This is a genomic window from Flavobacterium sp. B330r (assembly GCF_056824325.1).
Genome location: NZ_CP124860.1, coordinates 1,479,792 through 1,498,895 on the forward strand (window position 1 = coordinate 1,479,792; position 19,104 = coordinate 1,498,895).

The 19,104-nt window shown below is 33.6% G+C and carries 17 protein-coding genes; 10 read left to right on the forward strand and 7 right to left on the reverse strand.

Going from position 1 to position 19,104, the window contains the following annotated elements; translation table 11 throughout:
• Positions 1–34 precede the first annotated feature (34 nt).
• The 4 genes from QLQ95_RS06870 to QLQ95_RS06885 form a co-directional block, all read right to left on the reverse strand.
• Positions 35–1,180, reverse strand: coding sequence for an ATP-binding protein (locus tag QLQ95_RS06870; RefSeq protein WP_095928406.1), 1,146 nt, complete (start codon positions 1,178–1,180; stop codon positions 35–37).
• 109 nt (positions 1,181–1,289) lie between these two features.
• Entirely contained in the window at positions 1,290–2,045 is a 756-nt protein-coding gene (locus QLQ95_RS06875) for an SDR family NAD(P)-dependent oxidoreductase (RefSeq protein ID WP_095928407.1), read from the reverse strand.
• A gap of 98 nt (positions 2,046–2,143) precedes the next feature.
• Positions 2,144–2,650, reverse strand: a complete 507-nt coding sequence (locus QLQ95_RS06880) for a GNAT family N-acetyltransferase (RefSeq protein WP_482503154.1) — start codon at positions 2,648–2,650, stop codon at positions 2,144–2,146.
• A gap of 18 nt (positions 2,651–2,668) precedes the next feature.
• On the reverse strand, positions 2,669–3,544 hold the full coding sequence (locus QLQ95_RS06885; RefSeq protein ID WP_428237683.1) for an aldo/keto reductase: 876 nt from the start codon (positions 3,542–3,544) through the stop codon (positions 2,669–2,671).
• Between the two features lie 212 nt (positions 3,545–3,756).
• Between QLQ95_RS06885 and QLQ95_RS06890 the strand changes: the two genes are divergently transcribed.
• From QLQ95_RS06890 to QLQ95_RS06930, 9 genes are all read left to right on the forward strand, one after another.
• The gene (locus QLQ95_RS06890) at positions 3,757–4,761 is read left to right on the forward strand and encodes an AAA family ATPase (RefSeq protein WP_095928410.1); all 1,005 of its coding nucleotides are present in this window, start codon (positions 3,757–3,759) and stop codon (positions 4,759–4,761) included.
• A gap of 80 nt (positions 4,762–4,841) precedes the next feature.
• Positions 4,842–5,705, forward strand: a complete 864-nt coding sequence (locus QLQ95_RS06895; RefSeq protein ID WP_320494292.1) for a DUF58 domain-containing protein — start codon at positions 4,842–4,844, stop codon at positions 5,703–5,705.
• 64 nt (positions 5,706–5,769) lie between these two features.
• Positions 5,770–7,407 (forward strand): hypothetical protein, encoded by a 1,638-nt coding sequence (locus QLQ95_RS06900; protein ID WP_482503157.1) that lies wholly within the window; start codon positions 5,770–5,772, stop codon positions 7,405–7,407.
• The gene (locus QLQ95_RS06905) at positions 7,407–8,408 is read left to right on the forward strand and encodes a vWA domain-containing protein (protein WP_482503159.1); all 1,002 of its coding nucleotides are present in this window, start codon (positions 7,407–7,409) and stop codon (positions 8,406–8,408) included. Before QLQ95_RS06900 ends, QLQ95_RS06905 begins: the two co-directional genes overlap by 1 nt.
• A 120-nt stretch (positions 8,409–8,528) precedes the next feature.
• Positions 8,529–9,563 carry a vWA domain-containing protein gene (locus tag QLQ95_RS06910; RefSeq protein ID WP_248728578.1) on the forward strand — a complete coding sequence of 345 codons (1,035 nt, stop codon included), beginning with the start codon at positions 8,529–8,531 and terminating at the stop codon, positions 9,561–9,563.
• A gap of 39 nt (positions 9,564–9,602) precedes the next feature.
• Positions 9,603–10,364 (forward strand): tetratricopeptide repeat protein, encoded by a 762-nt coding sequence (locus QLQ95_RS06915; RefSeq protein WP_320494295.1) that lies wholly within the window; start codon positions 9,603–9,605, stop codon positions 10,362–10,364.
• Between the two features lie 108 nt (positions 10,365–10,472).
• On the forward strand, positions 10,473–12,221 hold the full coding sequence (locus QLQ95_RS06920) for a BatD family protein (RefSeq protein ID WP_320494296.1): 1,749 nt from the start codon (positions 10,473–10,475) through the stop codon (positions 12,219–12,221).
• 102 nt (positions 12,222–12,323) lie between these two features.
• Positions 12,324–13,070 carry a tetratricopeptide repeat protein gene (locus QLQ95_RS06925; protein WP_095928415.1) on the forward strand — a complete coding sequence of 249 codons (747 nt, stop codon included), beginning with the start codon at positions 12,324–12,326 and terminating at the stop codon, positions 13,068–13,070.
• 41 nt (positions 13,071–13,111) lie between these two features.
• Positions 13,112–13,729, forward strand: a complete 618-nt coding sequence (locus QLQ95_RS06930) for a hypothetical protein (RefSeq protein ID WP_482503162.1) — start codon at positions 13,112–13,114, stop codon at positions 13,727–13,729.
• A 75-nt stretch (positions 13,730–13,804) separates the two neighbouring features.
• Here the strand turns inward: QLQ95_RS06930 and QLQ95_RS06935 are convergent, their stop codons facing one another.
• The 3 genes from QLQ95_RS06935 to QLQ95_RS06945 form a co-directional block, all read right to left on the reverse strand.
• Positions 13,805–15,352: a vWA domain-containing protein gene (locus QLQ95_RS06935; RefSeq protein ID WP_482503164.1), complete on the reverse strand. Its 1,548-nt coding sequence runs from the start codon at positions 15,350–15,352 to the stop codon at positions 13,805–13,807.
• Positions 15,353–15,638: 286 nt separating this feature from the next.
• Positions 15,639–16,208 carry a 5-formyltetrahydrofolate cyclo-ligase gene (locus QLQ95_RS06940; RefSeq protein ID WP_482503166.1) on the reverse strand — a complete coding sequence of 190 codons (570 nt, stop codon included), beginning with the start codon at positions 16,206–16,208 and terminating at the stop codon, positions 15,639–15,641.
• Entirely contained in the window at positions 16,195–17,172 is a 978-nt protein-coding gene (locus QLQ95_RS06945) for a succinylglutamate desuccinylase/aspartoacylase family protein (protein ID WP_095928419.1), read from the reverse strand. Before QLQ95_RS06945 ends, QLQ95_RS06940 begins: the two co-directional genes overlap by 14 nt.
• A gap of 137 nt (positions 17,173–17,309) precedes the next feature.
• Here QLQ95_RS06945 and uvrC point away from each other — a divergent pair, with 137 nt between their 5' ends.
• Positions 17,310–19,103, forward strand: a complete 1,794-nt coding sequence (gene uvrC / locus QLQ95_RS06950; RefSeq protein ID WP_320494305.1) for an excinuclease ABC subunit UvrC — start codon at positions 17,310–17,312, stop codon at positions 19,101–19,103.
• Position 19,104: the final 1 nt, after the last annotated feature.

Sequence of the window (19,104 nt, forward strand, 5' to 3'; positions counted from 1 at the left end):
ATGTATCTCTACAGAAAAAACTTAGAACCTTAGATTACTGAACATCATATTTCATCTTTCTTAAAACCCTCAAAGCTTCTTTAAAAGAAGAGTATACATTTTTATACGGTTTTAAAAGCAATTTTGCATCTATTAATTTTTGTCGAGCATCTTCGAAACCATTCAAATGACAAATCATAAAAGTAGAAGGAAGATTTTCCAGATCTTTCATTTCACGATCAGACAATGCAATTTCTTTTTGAAGTTTTCCGAGCAAAGCCATATTCGAATTATAAATATGATACAGCATTTTTCGGTTGAATTCTGGTGGCTGAAAAAGCATTTGGCGATCTATTTTATAATAACCATTATCAAAGAAATGAATCGTTTGTTCTTCTAACGGATAATAACTCGTTTTGTCATTTAATCCCAGCGGAACATATTCTGTAATGGTAAAAGTATCATCATTATATTGTATTGTAACAACATCTTGTGCCGAATAAAAAAGCTTAATTTGTTCGTTTATCAATTCGATATCTACGCGAGACAAATACGTTTTATCACGTAATTTTTTCGGAACTCCAGCCCAACAAATCACGAATAATTCTTTAAAAACACGGTATTTTGGCGACATATCTTTATGTCTGAAATTCATAAAATCGATAACACCGTCTAAAGTATATTGAATACTATTTCGAGAGCTATTTTCTATTCCGATTACCGTTTCTGTATTTTGATTGCTCTTTTCGATTATCTCATGTTCTTCTAGAGGAATTGAATTACTGCCACGTCTCACAAAAACACTGTTAGCAAGAATGGTATGAATTCCTTTTTTAAAATAAGAGATTTTACTTTTAGGTTTTATGGTAACCAGACCGATTACTTTGTCTTTTGGAAGATTGGGAAAAGGGACGTTTTCGTATTGAATTTTTGGTGGATTTTCTAAAAATGCATTTACCAGATTCTGAATTCGGCTATCATCGAAGAAATCATCGCCTACAATCTCATTATCTTGATCTTCTACTCCAACAACGATATAAGAATTATTGTTTGGATTGGAATTGGATAACGCACAAATGTGTTTTAAAAACTTGCCCTTCCCTTCGCGCGAATGAAGATTCAACTGCCTTTTCTTATCATAAAAACTGCTTTCGTCATTATGAGCGAGGAGATTTTTAATTAAAAGGCGCTTATTAATCATTCTTTTTAGATTATTAGACTGACTTAGATTTTTAGACTTCTTAGATTGATTTTCAGTTTCCTAAGTTAAACTAAAGATCCGACTTTCTAAGAAGTCTAATAATCTAGTTTTAAATATTCTTTTTAACAATCGTCGAAGAGGCCTGTGCTGTACTCATAACAACCAAATCGGCAATATTTACATGATAAGGTCGTGAAACTACAAAGTGAATAATATCGGCAATATCTTCTGCCTGTAACGGATCAAATCCTTTATAAACATTTGCCGCTCTTTCTACATCTCCTTTAAAGCGAACTTCGCTAAATTCAGTTGCTACCATTCCTGGATGAATTCCTCCAACTCTAATTCCAAACGGGTTTAAATCTATTCGCATTCCTGCAGTAATAGCATCAACGGCATGTTTAGAACCACAGTATACATTCCCATTTGGGTAAACCTCTTTTGCTGCTGTTGATCCAATATTAATGATGTGTCCAGATTGTCTTTCAACCATCTGCGGAATTATCGCTTTTGAAACGTACAAAAGTCCTTTTACATTAATATCAATCATCGCATCCCAATCGTCTAAATTTCCATTTTGAATCGGATCTAAACCATGGGCATTTCCTGCATTATTAATTAAAACGTCAATCGCAGAAAAATCGTTTGGCAAAGCACCTATTTTTTCTAAAACTTCCTCTTTATTACGAACATCAAATTCTAAAGAATGTACTTCTGTAAAAGCCGAAAGCTCTTTCTCGAGTTCTTCTAAACGGTCTTTACGCCTTCCGCAAAGGATAACTTTATAATTGTTTTTTGCCAGAATCTGAGCGGTTGCTTTTCCAATTCCGCTTGTAGCGCCAGTAATTAAAACTGTTTTTTTCATTGTTTTTTCTTTAAAAAAGATTTTTTTGCCACAGGTTTAAGGATTAAAATGATTTTTTTTGAAATCCTAGAAATCTTTTAATCTGTGGCAAAATATTTTTAATTCTTATCTTTCCATTCTTCTAAATTCAATACCATATTGAGCGCTGTCCAAGTTTCTCCATCTACTTCCCTTAAATATTTTTTATTGGGATTAAAAGTAAACCCAACTTTTTCATAACATTTTTGGGCTCCAATATTAAAATCAAAAACATTTAATTCTACGTTTCTTTCTTTTCTGTTTTCAAAAATATATTGCAACAATAAAGTCACCATCTGCTCACCAATTCCTTTTCCTCTTTGATTTTCATCAATAATGAGTATTCTTCCTAATTTTGCAAAATCATCTTTAAAGTAAATTTGGCAATGTCCAATCGTATTTCCATTTGAAATATTTGCAACTCTAAAAGCAACTCTGTTTTCATCAGAAAGCGTTTTATCTATTTGCTCTTCTGTTAAAGGAAAAGTAAATTCTGGTCCTCCAAATTGCATTAAATCTTTGGCACTTTTGACAGAATTAATCAATTCAAAGTAATCTTTTCTCTCAAATTTTTCTAGGTATATCATTTTCAGAATAGTACAAAATTAAGGCACATCATCGCCCATACTTTCAGTCCAGATCGCAAACCAATCTTCTTTATCCATTTCTAATTCAACTGCTTTTGACAGAGATTGAATTCTGGCAACGTTAACAGTTCCTGCAATAGGAATAACTCTTGCTGGATGTTTTAAAATCCATGCTAATAAAAGTGTATCTGCACCTAAATGATATTTCTCTAATAAAGTAGAAAACAGTTTTTTCAAACGGCGAGTTTGTTTTGTATCTTCTCTAAAAACCGTTCCTAGCGGATTCCATGATAAAGGTCGAATTCCGTTAGTCTTCATATAATCTAAACTTCCGTCAATCATTGCTTCATAATGCGTAGCAGAAAACTGAACTTGATTATAGCTTACTTCTGTTTTCTGACGAATCAATTCAGTTTGTGAGCTTGTAAAGTTTGAAAGTCCAAAATCAATAATTTTTCCTTCTCCTTTTAATTTCTCAACCGCTTCTGCAATTTCATCAGCCTGCATTAACGGACTTGGTCTGTGAAGTAAAAAAACATCTACATAATCTGTTTTTAAATTCTTCAAAGATGTTTCTACAGACTTAATAATATAGTCTTTAGAATAATCATAATGTTTGATTTTGTTTTCAGGGCGTTTTTCAGCAATCATCTGAATTCCGCACTTGGTAATTAATTGTAATTTTTCACGGGCAATCTTACTTGCGTGAAAGGCTTTTCCAAAATCGGCTTCGGTCGTATACGAACCGTAAATATCCGCGTGATCAAAAGTCGTAATTTTGTTTTCGATACTCACCTGTATCATGTTTTCCATTTCTTTAGTTGTAAGGTTTTTATCCCAAACTCCCCAATTCATAGTGCCCGAAATTATAGGCGATAAGACTGTTTTGCTCATAATAATTATGCGTTATTTTTGGTAATAATTATGCTTTACTAAAACATAATCATCAAAGTTCTTAAAAATATAAAAATAGATTCACAATTAGTCCTTAAAATTAGGTCTTTGGTCGAAGTTTTAACCATTCTTTAACATCTTACTTCTTAAAAAATATTCAATTTGCACTCTCAAAAATTAGGCGTTAAAATCAAGGTTTTAAAAATATTTATATGGAAGAAAATACAACGACTTTAGACATTAGAGCGATAAATGAAAAAATTGAGAGAGAAAGTGCTTTTATAGACCTTCTTACAATGGAAATGAACAAAGTTATTGTGGGTCAGAAACATATGGTCGAGCGTCTATTGATCGGATTACTTGGACAAGGGCATATTTTATTGGAAGGAGTTCCTGGTCTGGCAAAAACTTTAGCCATCAACACGCTTTCTCAAGCGGTTCAAGGATCTTTCAGCCGTATCCAGTTTACGCCAGATTTATTACCTGCCGATGTTATCGGAACCATGATTTACAATATTAAAGCAAATGAGTTCTCAATTAAAAAAGGACCAATTTTCGCCAATTTCGTACTTGCCGATGAGATTAACCGTGCTCCAGCAAAGGTTCAATCTGCTTTATTAGAGGCGATGCAGGAGAAACAAGTTACTATTGGTGACACTACATTTAAATTAGATCGTCCGTTTTTAGTATTAGCAACACAAAACCCAGTTGAGCAAGAAGGAACGTATGCACTTCCTGAAGCACAGGTTGACCGTTTTATGTTGAAAACTGTTATTGATTATCCAAAAATTGATGAAGAACGTTTTGTAATTCGTCAAAACTTAAAAGGAACTTACGAAAAAGTAAATCCAGTAGTTTCTGTAGATCAGATTCTACGTGCTCAGGAAGCTGTTCGTGAAGTTTATATGGATGAAAAAATCGAGAAATATATTCTTGATATTATTTTCGCTACACGTTACCCAGAAAAATACAAATTAGCCGATTTAAAACCGCTTATCAGTTTTGGAGCTTCTCCTCGTGGAAGTATCAACTTGGCTAATGCTGCTAAATGTTATGCTTTCATCAAACGTCGTGGTTATGTAATTCCAGAAGACGTTCGTGCAGTTGTTCACGATGTATTACGTCACAGAGTTGGAATCACTTACGAAGCAGAAGCAGAAAACATCACTTCTGTAGACATTATCAACAAAATCGTTAACGAGATTGAGGTACCTTAAAAATTTGTTTCAAGTTTCAGGTTTCAAGTTGTTGCAAGACAAACTTGAAACTTTTAAACTTTAAACTTTAAACAAATCAAATGGATACAAAAGAGCTTTTAAAAAAAGTACGGAAAATAGAAATCAAAACGAAAAGACTGAGTAATCATATCTTTTCGGGAGAATACCACTCTTCATTTAAAGGACGAGGAATGACGTTTAGCGAGGTGCGTCAATACCAATACGGAGATGATATTCGTAACATCGATTGGAATGTAACCGCACGCTACAACGAAGCTCACGTTAAAGTATTTGAAGAAGAACGCGAATTAACGATGGTTTTAATGGTCGATATTTCGGGTTCAGAATCTTTTGGTTCTAAAAATCAATTCAAGAAAGACATCGTAACCGAAATTGCGGCAACGATGGCTTTTTCGGCTACACAAAATAATGACAAAATTGGTTTAATCTTATTTTCTGATACTGTAGAATTATATATTCCGCCTAAAAAAGGACGTTCTCATGTACTTCGCATCATTCGTGAATTGATTGAATTTGAACCAAAAAGTCATAAAACAGACATTGCTCAAGCCTTGAAATTCTTATCTGGAACACAGAAAAAGAAAGCCATCATTTTTATGATTTCCGATTTTATGTCTGATTCTTATGAGCATACATTAAAGATTGCTTCTAAAAAACATGACATTACAGGAGTTCGTGTGTACGATATTCGCGAAGAAAGAATTCCGAATTTAGGAATGGTAAGCATGCTGGATGCCGAAACCGGAAAAATACAATTGGTTGATACAAGTTCTAAAGCTGTTCGAATGAATTATGAAAAACATTATCAAGAAAAGCTGAATTACTTTAAAGATACTTTCCGTAAATCTGGAGCAGGAATTGTAAATACCAGAGTAGACGAAAATTACGTTACTAAACTATTAGGCTATTTCAAATCACGATAAAAATCTGGCAATTTTGATTAACAAATCAAAAATCGTTAATCTAAAATCAACAATCGTTAATCAAATGAAATTTAAACTTTATATATTTTTATTGCTTTTTTCTACCATGATTTTTGCTCAGCAAAAACAAGTAGAAACGAGTATTGATACCACCAAAAATAAGATTGGTGCTGAGTTCAAACTGACCCTGAAAACAGTTGTAACTTCAACATCAAAAGTTGAATTTCCTAAACTTAAAAATATTGGTCCGTTAGAAGTTATCCAGTCTTATCCAATTGATACGGTTAAGAAAGATGCCACTAATTACGAACTTATAAAAAAATATGGTTTAACACAGTTTGATTCTGGCCGTTATACGATTCCGAGCATCAAAATTTTAATTGATAAAAAACCTTTTTACTCTGATTCTATTAAAGTTGAAGTTGCCGCTGTAAAAGTTGATACCTTACAGCAGAAAATGTACGACATTAAAGATATTTCTTCTGTTGATGAAGGAATGGGAAATTGGTGGATTTACACTTTAATAGTTCTAGCAATTTTAGGAATTGGCGCTTTCGTTTACTGGTATGTTAAAAAACGCCAGTTGAAAAAAATCGAAGAAGAAGTTTACAAAACTCCTATCGAAAAAGCGACTAGTTTATTAAATAATCTAGAACAAAAAGAACTGGTTCAAAAAGGAGAAATCAAAGAATACTATAGCGAACTGACCGATATTGCTAGAAATTATATTGAAGAAGCCATTCATATCCCAGCAATGGAAAGCACAACTTCTGAGTTAATTGCTGCAATTAGAGAAGCTTCGACCAAAAAGAAAATGACCCTTACGCCGGAAACGGTTGAAAATTTAGAACGCGTTTTACGTCAGGCCGATTTGGTAAAATTTGCAAAATCTAAACCGCTTGATTTTGAAATTACCGATGATAGAAATAAAATACAGAAAGTAATTTTAACCCTTGATAATGCAATTCCAACTGAAGTTCCAGAAGAAATTGAAGATCAGTTATTAAACGAAGCGCAAAGACAAAAACAAATTCAAGCGCAGCTTAAAAAACAGCGCAATGCAAGAATTGGTTATTCTGTTGCTGCTATCATACTTTTATTGTTTGCCACAACAACTTTCTTTGTGGTTACCAAAGGGTTCAATTATGTAAAAGATAACGTAATTGGCCACCCTTCAAAAGAATTATTAGAAGGCGAATGGGTAAAAAGTGCTTACGGAAGTCCTGCTGTTGTTGTTGAAACGCCAAAGGTTTTAAAAAGAATGGACGCGCAAAAAGTACTCCCAAAAGAAGCAATGGCACTTATCAAAGAAATGCAACTTTTTACGTACGGAAGTATGATTGATAATTTCTATGTAACGGTTTCTACATCTAAATTCAAACAGCCAACAGATATTGATTTAAGTAAAACTCTCGAAGGCACTCTAAAAATTATTGAGGCTCAAGGCGGACAAAATATTATAGTAAAACAAGAAGATTTTCAAACTAATGAAGGTATTCAGGGAGTAAAAGGTTACGGAACAATGACTGTTTTGAATCCAGCAACCAAAACGAGTACAAAAGCATATTATGAATTGTTACTTTTCAAACAAGATCAAGGTTTACAGCAAATCCTGATTTTGCACGAAGAAGGCGATACTTATGCAAATGAAATCACGACCCGAATATTAAATTCTGTTGAACTTCAAAGAGCAAACAACTAATGAGCAAGATCACTTTTTTAAATCCAGAGTTCCTTTGGTTGTTTCTATTAATTCCGATTGCGATAATTTGGTTTTTCTGGAAACGCAACCAGCAGTCGGCTACCTTAAAAATGAGTTCGACAGCAGGATTCCAAAATAATGAATCGTTTTGGATCAAGTTCAAACCTGCTTTATACGTTTTCAGAATTCTCGCTTTAAGCTCATTAATTATAGCATTGGCACGCCCAAGAACTGTAGATATTAGCAACCAGACTAAAACAACAAAAGGAATTGATATTGTAATGGCAATTGACGTTTCTGGATCTATGCTGGCAAAAGATTTAAAGCCAAATCGTATGGAAGCTTTAAAACGAGTTGCAGCCGATTTCGTTGAAGAAAGACCAAACGACAGAATCGGATTGGTTTTGTACGCCTCTGAAGCTTACACCAAAACGCCTGTTACAAGTGATAAAGCTATTATTCTTGAAGCTATAAAAGGAATTAAATACGATACGGTTTTACAAGACGGAACTGGAATTGGAATGGGATTGGCAACTGCTGTAAATCGTTTGAAAGATAGCAAAGCAAAAAGCCGCGTTATTATCCTCCTTACTGACGGTGTAAACAATGCTGGTTTTATTGAACCAGAAACAGCGTCAGATATTGCGAAACAGTATGGAATTAAAGTTTACACGATTGGTCTTGGAACAAACGGAATGGCAGAATCTCCATACGCATATGCTCCAAATGGCGGTTTCTTATTTAAAATGCAGAAAGTTGAAATCGATGAAAAGCTAATGAGAAACATTGCTAGAAAAACAGATGGAACGTATTTTAGAGCAACAAGCAACGATAAATTAGCAGAAATATACAAATCGATCAATAAATTGGAAACTACAGAAATTCAGGAACTGAAATTCTACGATTACGACGAAAAATACAGGTTTTTTGTCTTATTTGCAGGTTTAATGTTATTGCTTGAAGTTGGATTAAGAAATACGGTTTACAGAAGCTTTATTTAATTTAAAAAAATTCCAATTCTAAAAATTCCAAATAACAAATTGGAATTTAGGATTTGAAGATTAAAAATTAGAAAGAGGATTTGGAATTTGGAATTTCAATATTGGAATTTAAAAACATTTATGGAATTAGACGAAAAAAAATATTTATATCTCTTATTACTTATCCCAATTGTGGTATGTATTTTTCTTTTCAACATGTATTGGAAAAGAAGAACGCAACGTGAATTTGGTGATTTGGAAATGGTAAAAAGATTGAGCCCAGAGAAATCGGTTTTTAAACCTGTTTTAAAAATTGTTGTAATTCTTTTGGCGCTTACTTGTTTAATTATTGGCTTGGTAAATCCGAAAATCGGAACCAAAATGGAAACCGTAAAACGAGAAGGTATTGATATTGTTTTTGCTGTTGACGTTTCTAAAAGTATGCTTGCAGAAGATGTTGTTCCTAGCCGTTTAGATAAAAGTAAACAGTTGGTCTCTCAAATCATTAACAATTTAGGAAGCGATAGAATCGGAATCGTGGCGTATGCAGGAAGTGCTTTCCCAGTTTTACCAATTACATCAGACTATAGCGTTGCAAAAATGTTCTTGCAAAGTATGAATCCAGGAATGGTTTCCTCTCAAGGAACCTCTTTGGATGAAGCGATTAAATTATCCTCTACTTATTTTGATGAAAAGAGTAAGACCAGTAAATTATTAATTCTGATTTCTGACGGTGAAGATCATTCTGAAGGTGCAACTGCTGCGGCAGAAGAAGCGAATAAGTTAGGAATGAAAATCATCACAATTGGTGTTGGAACAGAAAGAGGAGGAACAATTCCGTTAAAAGAAAATGGCGTTGTAAGAGGCTATCAAAAAGACCAGAACGGAGAAACAGTTATTACCAAATTAAATCAAGAAGGTTTAAAAACAATTGCAAAAGCAACAAAAGGTGGTTATGTTTACGGCGGAAGCACGAAAGAAGTTTTAGAATATGTAAAAAATGCTTTGAACAATATTCAGAAAACAGAATTTGAAGCTACACAAATGGCAGAATTTCAATCGCAGTTCCAATGGTTTATCGGATTTGCATTTTTACTGCTTTTCCTAGACATTTTCTTATTAGAAAGAAAAACAAGCTGGATCAAAGAGTTGGATTTATTTAATGAAAAGAAATAAATGTTCAGAATGAAATTCAGAACAGAAAACAAAATTAGAATGAAAAATTTACTCCTTTATATTTTACTAACCGTTTCTTTTGCAGCTGCTGCACAAGAAAAAGACAAATCATTGCCTGCTGGTAATGAAGAATATAAACAGAATAAATTTACTGATGCTGAGGCAAACTATAGAATTTCGGAATCAAAATTTCCTAAAAAATCAGCAGCTCCATATAATTTAGGAAATACCATTTATAGACAAAATCAGATTTCGGAAGCTAAATTTGCTTACGCGAAAGCGATAAAAAATGCCAAAACGAGGCCTGAAAAACATAAGGCTTATCATAATCTTGGAAATGCTTTTATGAAAGAGAAAGATTATTCTCAAGCAGTTGAAGCTTACAAACAAGCACTTCGCAACGATCCGACTGATGATGAAACACGTTACAATTATGCTTACGCAAAACAAAAACTAAAAGAGAATCCTCCTAAAAACGATCAGAAAGATAAAAACAAGGACAAAGACAAGGATAAGGATAAAAACAAAGATAAAGACAAGGACAAAAATAAAGATAAAGACAAGGATAAAAAAGACGATAAAGGCGACCAGGATAAAGACAAAAAAGACGGTAAAAACGATCCTAAGAAAGATGACAAATCTGATAATCAAGGAGAGCCAAAACCACAGCCTGGAGGAATATCAAAAGAGCGTGTTCAGAATTTGTTAGATGCTGTAAACAATGAAGAAAAGAAAATTCAGGACAAAGTAAACGCTCAAAAAGTAAAAACTAATCCTAAGAAAACAGAAAAAGACTGGTAAAATTTGGTTAATCGTTTAACCGTTAATTTGTTTATTTGATCCAAACAATACGATTAAACAAAATAACGTTTAAACGATTAAGCATTAAAAATAACGATTAAACAAGTAATGAAAAGATATTTAATTCTATTTCTACTCACTTTTCAAGGACTTATGGCTCAAGTACAATTTGAAGCCAGAGTCAGCAAAAACTCGCTTGGAATAAATGAAAGACTTCGCATCGACTTCATCATGAATGTTGACGGAGATAATTTCGAGCAACCTTCTTTTGAGGGGTTTAAAATGGTCGCAGGACCAAGCCAACAGATTAGTCAGTCTTGGATAAATGGGCGAAGCTCTTTTCAGAAAATATATTCTTATATCTTGCAGCCTGAGAGAAAAGGAGTTGTCACCATTAAGCAGGCCGCAATAGAATTCAACGGTCAGGTTTACAAAACAAATCCGATTAAGGTTACTGTGACCAATGCCGTGGCTCAAGAAAGAGATCCAAACGATAGACCTCCAGGATCTGGAAATGAATTATTGACTCTTGTTGCCGAAATTTCAAAAACAAATCCGTATCTAAACGAACCAATAACAGCGGTTTACAAATTGTATTTCAATAATATTGGAGTTACAGGATTTAAAGAATTGGCCAAACCTAAATACAATGATTTCTGGAATCAGAACATTGATATCAAACAATTAGCAATTGAAGAAGGAAATTTCCAAGGCCAAAAATGTTATTATGTTATCCTGAAAAAGACCATTTTATATCCTCAGAAATCAGGAAAACTTACTATTGAACCTCTTTCACTAGATATTGGTGTGCAATTGCCAACAAATCGTCGTGATATGTTTGGTCAAATGATTATTACAGAAGACAATAAAATAGTTTCTGCTGGAGCAAAAACAATCAATGTAAGACCTCTTCCCGAAAGCACAAAACCAGAAGGATTTACTGGAGCTGTCGGAAGACTGAATTTTACCGTTACTCCATCAAAAACAACGCTTAAAAATGGCGAAGGTCTTGACTTAATCGTAAGTGCGCAAGGAACTGGAAATATGAAGTTGTTTACGCTTCCAAAACCAGTTGTTCCAAATGCATTAGAAATGTACGATCCTGTTCATGACGAGCAAGTAACTACTTCTCTAAGCGGCATGTCTGGAAGAATTACAGACAAATACACTATTGTACCACAATACCGAGGAAAATATGCGATAAAACCAATGCAGTTTTCGTATTTCGATTTGAGTTCTGGTACTTATAAAACCATCACTTCAAAAGAAATTATGATTGATGTTTTGGACGGTCCAACGCCTGCTGAAGCAAATCCAGGAGCATCAGCTTCTAAAAATGCAGTAGCAAAAGCAGATCAGTTCAAAAACATTAAATCTAGAACAGCATTAATTCCTATTGAGAAAAAAGATTTTTACGACTCAAACTTATATTTAGGATTATTGTTTGCTCCATTTATCATTATCCCGATAATTATTCTGGCTAGAAAGAAAAAAGAAGCTATGGATAGTGATGTTACTGGAAATAGAATTAGAATGAACAATAAGCTGGCTAAAAAATATTTATCGCAAGCGAAGAAACATCTTAACAACAAAGAGCCTTTCTACATTGCACTTGAAAAAGCAATGCATAATTTCTTGAAAGCAAAACTACATATCGAAACTTCAGAAATGAGTAAAGATAATATTAGAGAATTGCTGCTATCTAGAAATGCAAATCCAGAAACGGTTCAGAATTTTATTGCTCTAACTGAAAACTGCGAATTTGCACGTTATGCACCAGCATCGAGCGCTTCAATTCAACAGGATTATGATAAGGCTGTATTGATTATTTCTGAATTAGAAAAACAGATTGTTTAATTTTTTTTACGCAATCCCGATAGCTATCGGGAGCTAAGAAAATTGATTTAGATTGAGTCGAATTTAAGTTCGCAAAGTTGATAATCTTTATTATAATAGAAAATGAAAAACATACTATATCTCTTTTTATTCATCTCGCAGGTTTTCTTTGCGCAAGGTCGCTTTGAATCGGCTAATGCATTGTACCAAAAAGGACAATATAAAGAAGCGGCGCAGGTTTATGAAAACATCATAAAAGAAGACAAATTACATTCTGCTGAAGTGTATTTTAATCTTGGAAACTGTTATTACAAACTAAATCAGGTTGCACCTTCAATTTACAATTATGAAAAGGCTTTGGTTCTTAAACCAAACGATCCTGAGACTTTAAACAACTTAAAATTTGCCAAAAAACTAACGATTGATGAAATCAAAGAAGTTCCAAAAGTAGGTTTTGCCAAACTGATTCAAAACTTTACTTCTATTTTTGACTATAATACTTGGGCCAAAATTTCTATAGCGCTTGGGTTTGTGTTTTTATTGAGCTTTATTGGGTATTATTTTTCGAACGCTACACTTGCAAAAAGAATTTATTTTGTCGGAATGTTTATCATTTTGGTGGCTTTTGCTTTAAGCATTTCAGCGGGAATGTCTGAAAAAAATCATTTTGAAAACGACCGTGTAGCCATTGTTTTTTCTGAATTAAGCCAAGTTAGACATGAGCCTAAAAAATCTTCGACTGGAATTATTTTATTGCATGAAGGAGCAAAAGTTTATGTTTTAGAAAGTATTGCAGGTTGGAAAAAAATCGAATTGACAGACGGAACGCAAGGTTGGATCGACTCTTCAACAATTAAAGAGGTTAAATAGTTTTTTTAGAATGCAATTGAAATAATTTAAAATTACATTCAATGGTCAAAAAACAACTCTTAATTATACTATTTACTTTATCCTGCACAATCTATGCTCAGGAAGAAAAATTAAAACCAGAACAGCGCCAAAAACACTTTTTTGAAGAAGGACTAAAAGCTTTAAAAGAACAAAATTTTTACCGTGCCTACGGTTTTTTCTCCTTAGCTCAAACCGGTTTTAGTCCAGACAAAGAAATCGTAAGCAAATCGATAAAAAAAACTGATTCCTTAAAAATCATCGTAAGAGCAGAACAAAGACAAGAAATTATAGGGAATTGGAAAATGCTTACTCCTGACTCTTGGGCAATGAGAGATCCTTCTGACAGTATCGTCGGGAGAATGATTACTATCGATCCTGATCAAATATTGTTTTACGAACTTTATGATAAAGCAAAAAACTGGAATTTAGCCAAAACAGAAAAAATCATTTTTTCAGATAAAGAAAGTTTAACTTCTGATCCTTTATTGATAGTGTATTCAAACAAGGAAGTTTGGCGTTATTATATTGATGAGGCTTCGGGTAATTTGATTGCTTTTTATATCGGAGAAGAAAATGAAAACGGAATATCAGAATTGTTCTGCAGCAATCAAAAATTACAATATTTTAAATTGCAATAATTTACATTGAAAAATAAGAAATCCCAAATTCCAAAGAAGACTGGAATTTGGGATTTCTTATTTTGAAATTTTAAATTAATTTACTGCATCGACCAATCTTACAAACTCAGATCTGTAACCTTCTTCGTCGTTTGACAAACCAGATTTTGCCAATCTTTTAATATCAGAACTTGAACTGTTTGCTATATATTTTGAGTCACGTAATTTTAATCCGAACCAAGAAACGGCAGTTGTGAATTTGAAATCTTGAGAACTGTTTTCTAAGTCCGTTTTTTGGTCTGCAATTACATTTACGATTTCAATACTTTTGTTGCCATCAGGTTTTTTATATCTAAATTTTACTGTAGCTAATTCATCACTATGATTTCCAGCCACTTTCTGCGTTTTAGTATATTTTAAATCTGAAGGAACATAATCACTTTCTACACCAATCGGAACAATCTCATACAAAGCCGTAACCGAGTGTCCGCTGCCTAATTCGCCTGCATCAATTTTATCATTTTTAAAATCTTCAGCATTTAATTTTCGGTTTTCATAACCAATCAATCGATACGCCTGAACGTGATTCGGATTAAACTCGATTTGGATTTTTACATCTTTCGCGATAGCAAACATAGAACCTTTAAATTCTTTTCCAAGAAAACGATTTGCCTCTTGAATGTTATCAATGTAAGCGTAATTTCCGTTTCCTTTATCGGCAAGAATTTCCATTTTACTGTCTTTATAATTTCCCATTCCAAATCCAAGAACGGTTAAGAAAACTCCAGATTCTCTTTTTTGTTCGATCAATTTCAGCATATCATCATCTGAAGAAGCACCAACATTAAAATCACCATCTGTAGCTATTACCACTCTATTATTGCCCTCTTTAATAAAATTCTGCTGTGCCAATTTGTAGGCTAATTCGATTCCTTCTCCTCCTGCCGTACTTCCACCTGCATGTAAATCATTAAAAGCATCCATAATTTCATCCTTATTATCTCCAGAAGTGGGTTCTAAAACTACTCCCGCAGATCCCGCATAAACTACAATCGAAACTTTATCAATGCTTCTCAGTTCTTTTACCAAAACTTTCATCGATTCTTTCAACAATGGCAATTTATTCTGTTCATCCATTGAACCCGAAACATCAACCAAAAAAACTAAATTAGTAGCGGGCAGGTTCGCCATCGGAATGTCTTTTCCTTGCAAACCAATCTTTAGTAATCGGCTGTTTTTATTCCAAGGACAATCACTGTATTCTGTATTAATAGAAAACGGATGATGACCCTCTGGCTGTGGATATTTGTATTTAAAGAAGTTAATCATCTCTTCCACACGAACGGCATCTTTAGGAACTTTTTGCCCTTCGTTTATAAATCGGCGGATATTGGTATAGGATGCATTATCAACATCAATAGAAAAAGTAGAAAGAGGCTCTTTTAGGGGAGATTCAAAAGGATTTTCTTCCAATCCTGCGTAGCTTTCTGTATTTGGTTCAATGTACATTTCCTCTGGAATTGCATCTGTTACAGCCGCAGCAGAATCAACTGTCTCGTAACTTTGATCTGGTGCATACGCTTTCTTACAGCTGAAAATAGTAAGTACAAGGAATGCCATCATAAAGAAATTAAGATTTCTCATAAAGTAAATTTTTAAAAATTAATAAAAGGTTATAGGCTTCAAATAAGGACTAGCATTCCGGATGTACTAGAGGCGATTATTTGCATTTTTTCGAGTAAGCAAAATCGTGCCAAAAAATTTAAAAATCCTTTTCTTACGTAAAAATAAAATGAGAAACCTTGATTTTAAAGGGATTTGGTGTAGAATATTTTTTTTGTGAAATGCGAATATTTTTTTTGCCACTGATTAAATAGATTAATCTTTTAAAATCCTTTAATCTGTGGCATTATTTTTTTTTGCTATTAAATTAAAACTGATAAATCTTTTCTGGCGTTACGCAATAATCCAACTTGATATCCGATTCAAAAACATCATCAATCTGATTTACGGCCTCAAAAAAAGAAAGTCCAATTTTGATGGTTTCGGGTTTGCATTCGGCAAGAAATTTATCATAAAAACCTTTTCCGTAACCAATTCTATTTCCAAAAACATCAAAAGCCAAAAGTGGTACAAAAACAACTTCAACTTTAGAAGACGGAACTTCAATTCCATCAACAGGTTCAGGAATGTTGTATTCGTTCTTTTTGATTTTAGTATTATCCGTTAAAAGAAAATGAGTCATTTTTCTTGTTTCGAAATCACTTTTAGAAATCAGGATTTCTTTGTCTTTTCCAGAAAGCAAATGCAGAACAAATTCAGTATTGACTTCTTTATGCTCTTCAATCGGAAGAAAAACATGATAATAAATTTTATCCCAAATTGGCATTTGAATCAATTGGTTTGCAATTGCCAAGCTCTTCTCTTCTACTTCATCAAAAGAAAGTGCTTTACGGAAATTTTTATATTCTATTCGAAGTTCTTTTTTACTCGTCGGCATTGTCTGGAGTTTTAGATAAATGATAAATAGCATCGCCTTCATAAACAATTGGCGAATGATTCGCATTGATTACATAACCATCGTGCGGCGCTTTGATTTTTTGTTCAAACTTCCCAAACGGATCTGTAATAATAGCCAAGATAGTGCCTTTGGTTACAAATTTTCCGATCAAGTTAAAATCATGAAGCAAACCCGAACATTTTGCTCGAAGCCAAACCGATTGTTTAATGTAAATTGAAGGTGTTAAGGCAGGTTCCATAATTTGTTTAGAATCTAACATTCCCAGATAATGCAGTAAACGTTTTGTTCCTAAAACACCTTGATTTGCAATTTCATTATTGATATCTAAAGATTTTCCACCTTCAAAAAGAAGCATTTTTACATTGGCACTTTCAGAAGTTTTTCTAAAAGAACCATTTATATTTTTAGAATAGAGTGTAAATGGCGCATTAAAAATATCGGCCAAAACTTTAAGTTCAGGATTGTTTTCTGTGATTCTAATTTGTGGCGCGTTAAATCGGCTTGCTCCGCCCGCATGAAAATCGACTGCATAATCCAAAATTGGTAAAATTTCTTCGACAATATGATAGGCAAATCTGCTGGCAAGCGAACCTTTTTTACTTCCTGGAAAAACACGATTCAAGTCGCGCCCGTCTGGAAACTCGCGAGATTTATTTACAAAACCATACATATTAATCACCGGAATGCAGATTATAGTACCGCGTGCAGGCCTGTTGATTTTTTTACTGATAATCTGACGAACAATTTCAACACCGTTAATTTCGTCTCCGTGTATTCCGGCAGAAAATAAAACAGTCGGACCTTCGTTCTTGGAACGACGAACAATAACAGGAATATTTAGTTTTGTTGTAGTATGAAGCCGAGCAATTTCGACGTTTATCGTTCTGTGTTCTCCCGGCAAAATCGATTCGCCAAAAATAACCAATGGAGTACTATTTTTCATGTAGAATTATAAAATCTAAATATAGAAATTATTCTTTTGATTTTGTAAATTTGAAACTAATTCAATGTTAAGCTTCATTTGGAAATCGGAATGGTTTTTGAAAAAAGCTTTTCGAGTATCTTCACACATAAAAAAGAATGCAAAAACCAGCCTTAGATCTTCAAATTTTAACTTTACCAGACAATCCTGGCGTGTATCAGTATTATGATAAAGACGGGAAAATCTTGTATGTCGGCAAAGCTAAAAATTTAAAAAAAAGGGTTTCTTCTTATTTCAATAAAATTCACGATACTGCCAAGACAAATGTACTGGTAAAAAAAATCGTAACGATAAAACACATCGTAGTTCCAACCGAAACCGATGCGCTTTTATTAGAAAATAATTTAATTAAAACCCTACAGCCGCGATACAACGTACTTTTGCGTGATGACAAAACGTATCCTTGGATCTGCATCAAAAAAGAACCTTTTTCAAGAATATTTTCAACTCGAAACATGATCAAGGACGGCTCTGAATATTTTGGCCCCTACACCAGTTTCAAAACAGTACATACTATTTTAGATTTAATCAAAGAATTATATCCGCTACGAACTTGCAATTATGATTTGAGCGCATCTAATATTAATTCGGGAAAATTTAAAGTTTGTCTGGAATATCATATTGGCAATTGCAAAGGCCCTTGCGAAGGTTTGGAACCTTTGGAAGAATACCAAAGACAAGTCAATGCAATTCGCGAAATCTTAAAAGGAAACTTCAAAGAAAGCTTAAAGGATTTCAAGAAACTGATGAACACTTATGCGCAGAATTTACAGTTTGAAGAAGCGCAAAAAATCAAAGAAAAGATTGAAGTTTTAGAAAACTATCAATCTAGGTCTACCATTATCAATCCGAAGATTACCAATATTGATGTTTTCTCTATTATTTCTGACGAAAGTGCGGCTTATGTCAACTTCCTTCAGATTTCTCATGGTTCAATTATTCGTTCGCACACTTTAGAAATGAAGAAAAAGCTGGATGAAAGTGATGAAGAATTATTAGAATTGGCGATTATAGAACTTCGCGAGCGTTTTCAGCTATTATCAAAAGAAATCATTGTTCCTTTTGAAATGGATTTGGGCGAAAACATTAAAATAACTGTTCCTCAGCTTGGAGATAAAAAACAGATTTTAGATTTGTCAATTCGAAATGCTAAATTTTATCGAATCGAACAATTAAAGCAATTACAGATTGTAGATCCAGATCGTCATGTGAACAGAATTATGGCGCAGATGCAGAAAGATTTACGTCTTCCTGTTGAACCAAGACATATAGAATGTTTTGATAACTCGAACATTCAGGGAACAAATCCTGTTGCGGCCTGCGTTGTTTTTAAAGACGGAAAACCAAGCAAAAAAGATTATCGCCATTTTAACGTTAAAACTGTTGAAGGCCCCGACGATTTTGCTTCGATGACCGAAATTGTTTATCGCCGTTACAAAAGATTATTAGACGAAAATCAGCCTTTGCCTCAGCTAATAATCATTGACGGTGGAAAAGGACAATTATCATCGGCTTTAAAAAGTATTGATGAATTAGGTTTACGCGGTAAAATTGCCATTATCGGAATTGCAAAACGTTTGGAAGAACTTTTTTATCCAGGCGATTCGATTCCATTATATTTAGACAAAAAATCAGAAACCTTAAAAGTGATTCAACAGTTACGAAACGAAGCGCACCGATTTGGAATTACTTTTCACAGAGACAAACGAAGCAAATCGGCACTTAATTCTTCTGTTGAAAGCATTCCTGGAATTGGCGAAAAAACCATGCTTGCTTTGATTCAGCATTTTAAAAGTGTTAAAAGATTAAAATTGGCCACAGAAAAAGAAATTTCAGACGTTATAGGTGTTTCTAAAGCCAAAAAAATTGTCGACTTTTACAAAACCAATTAAA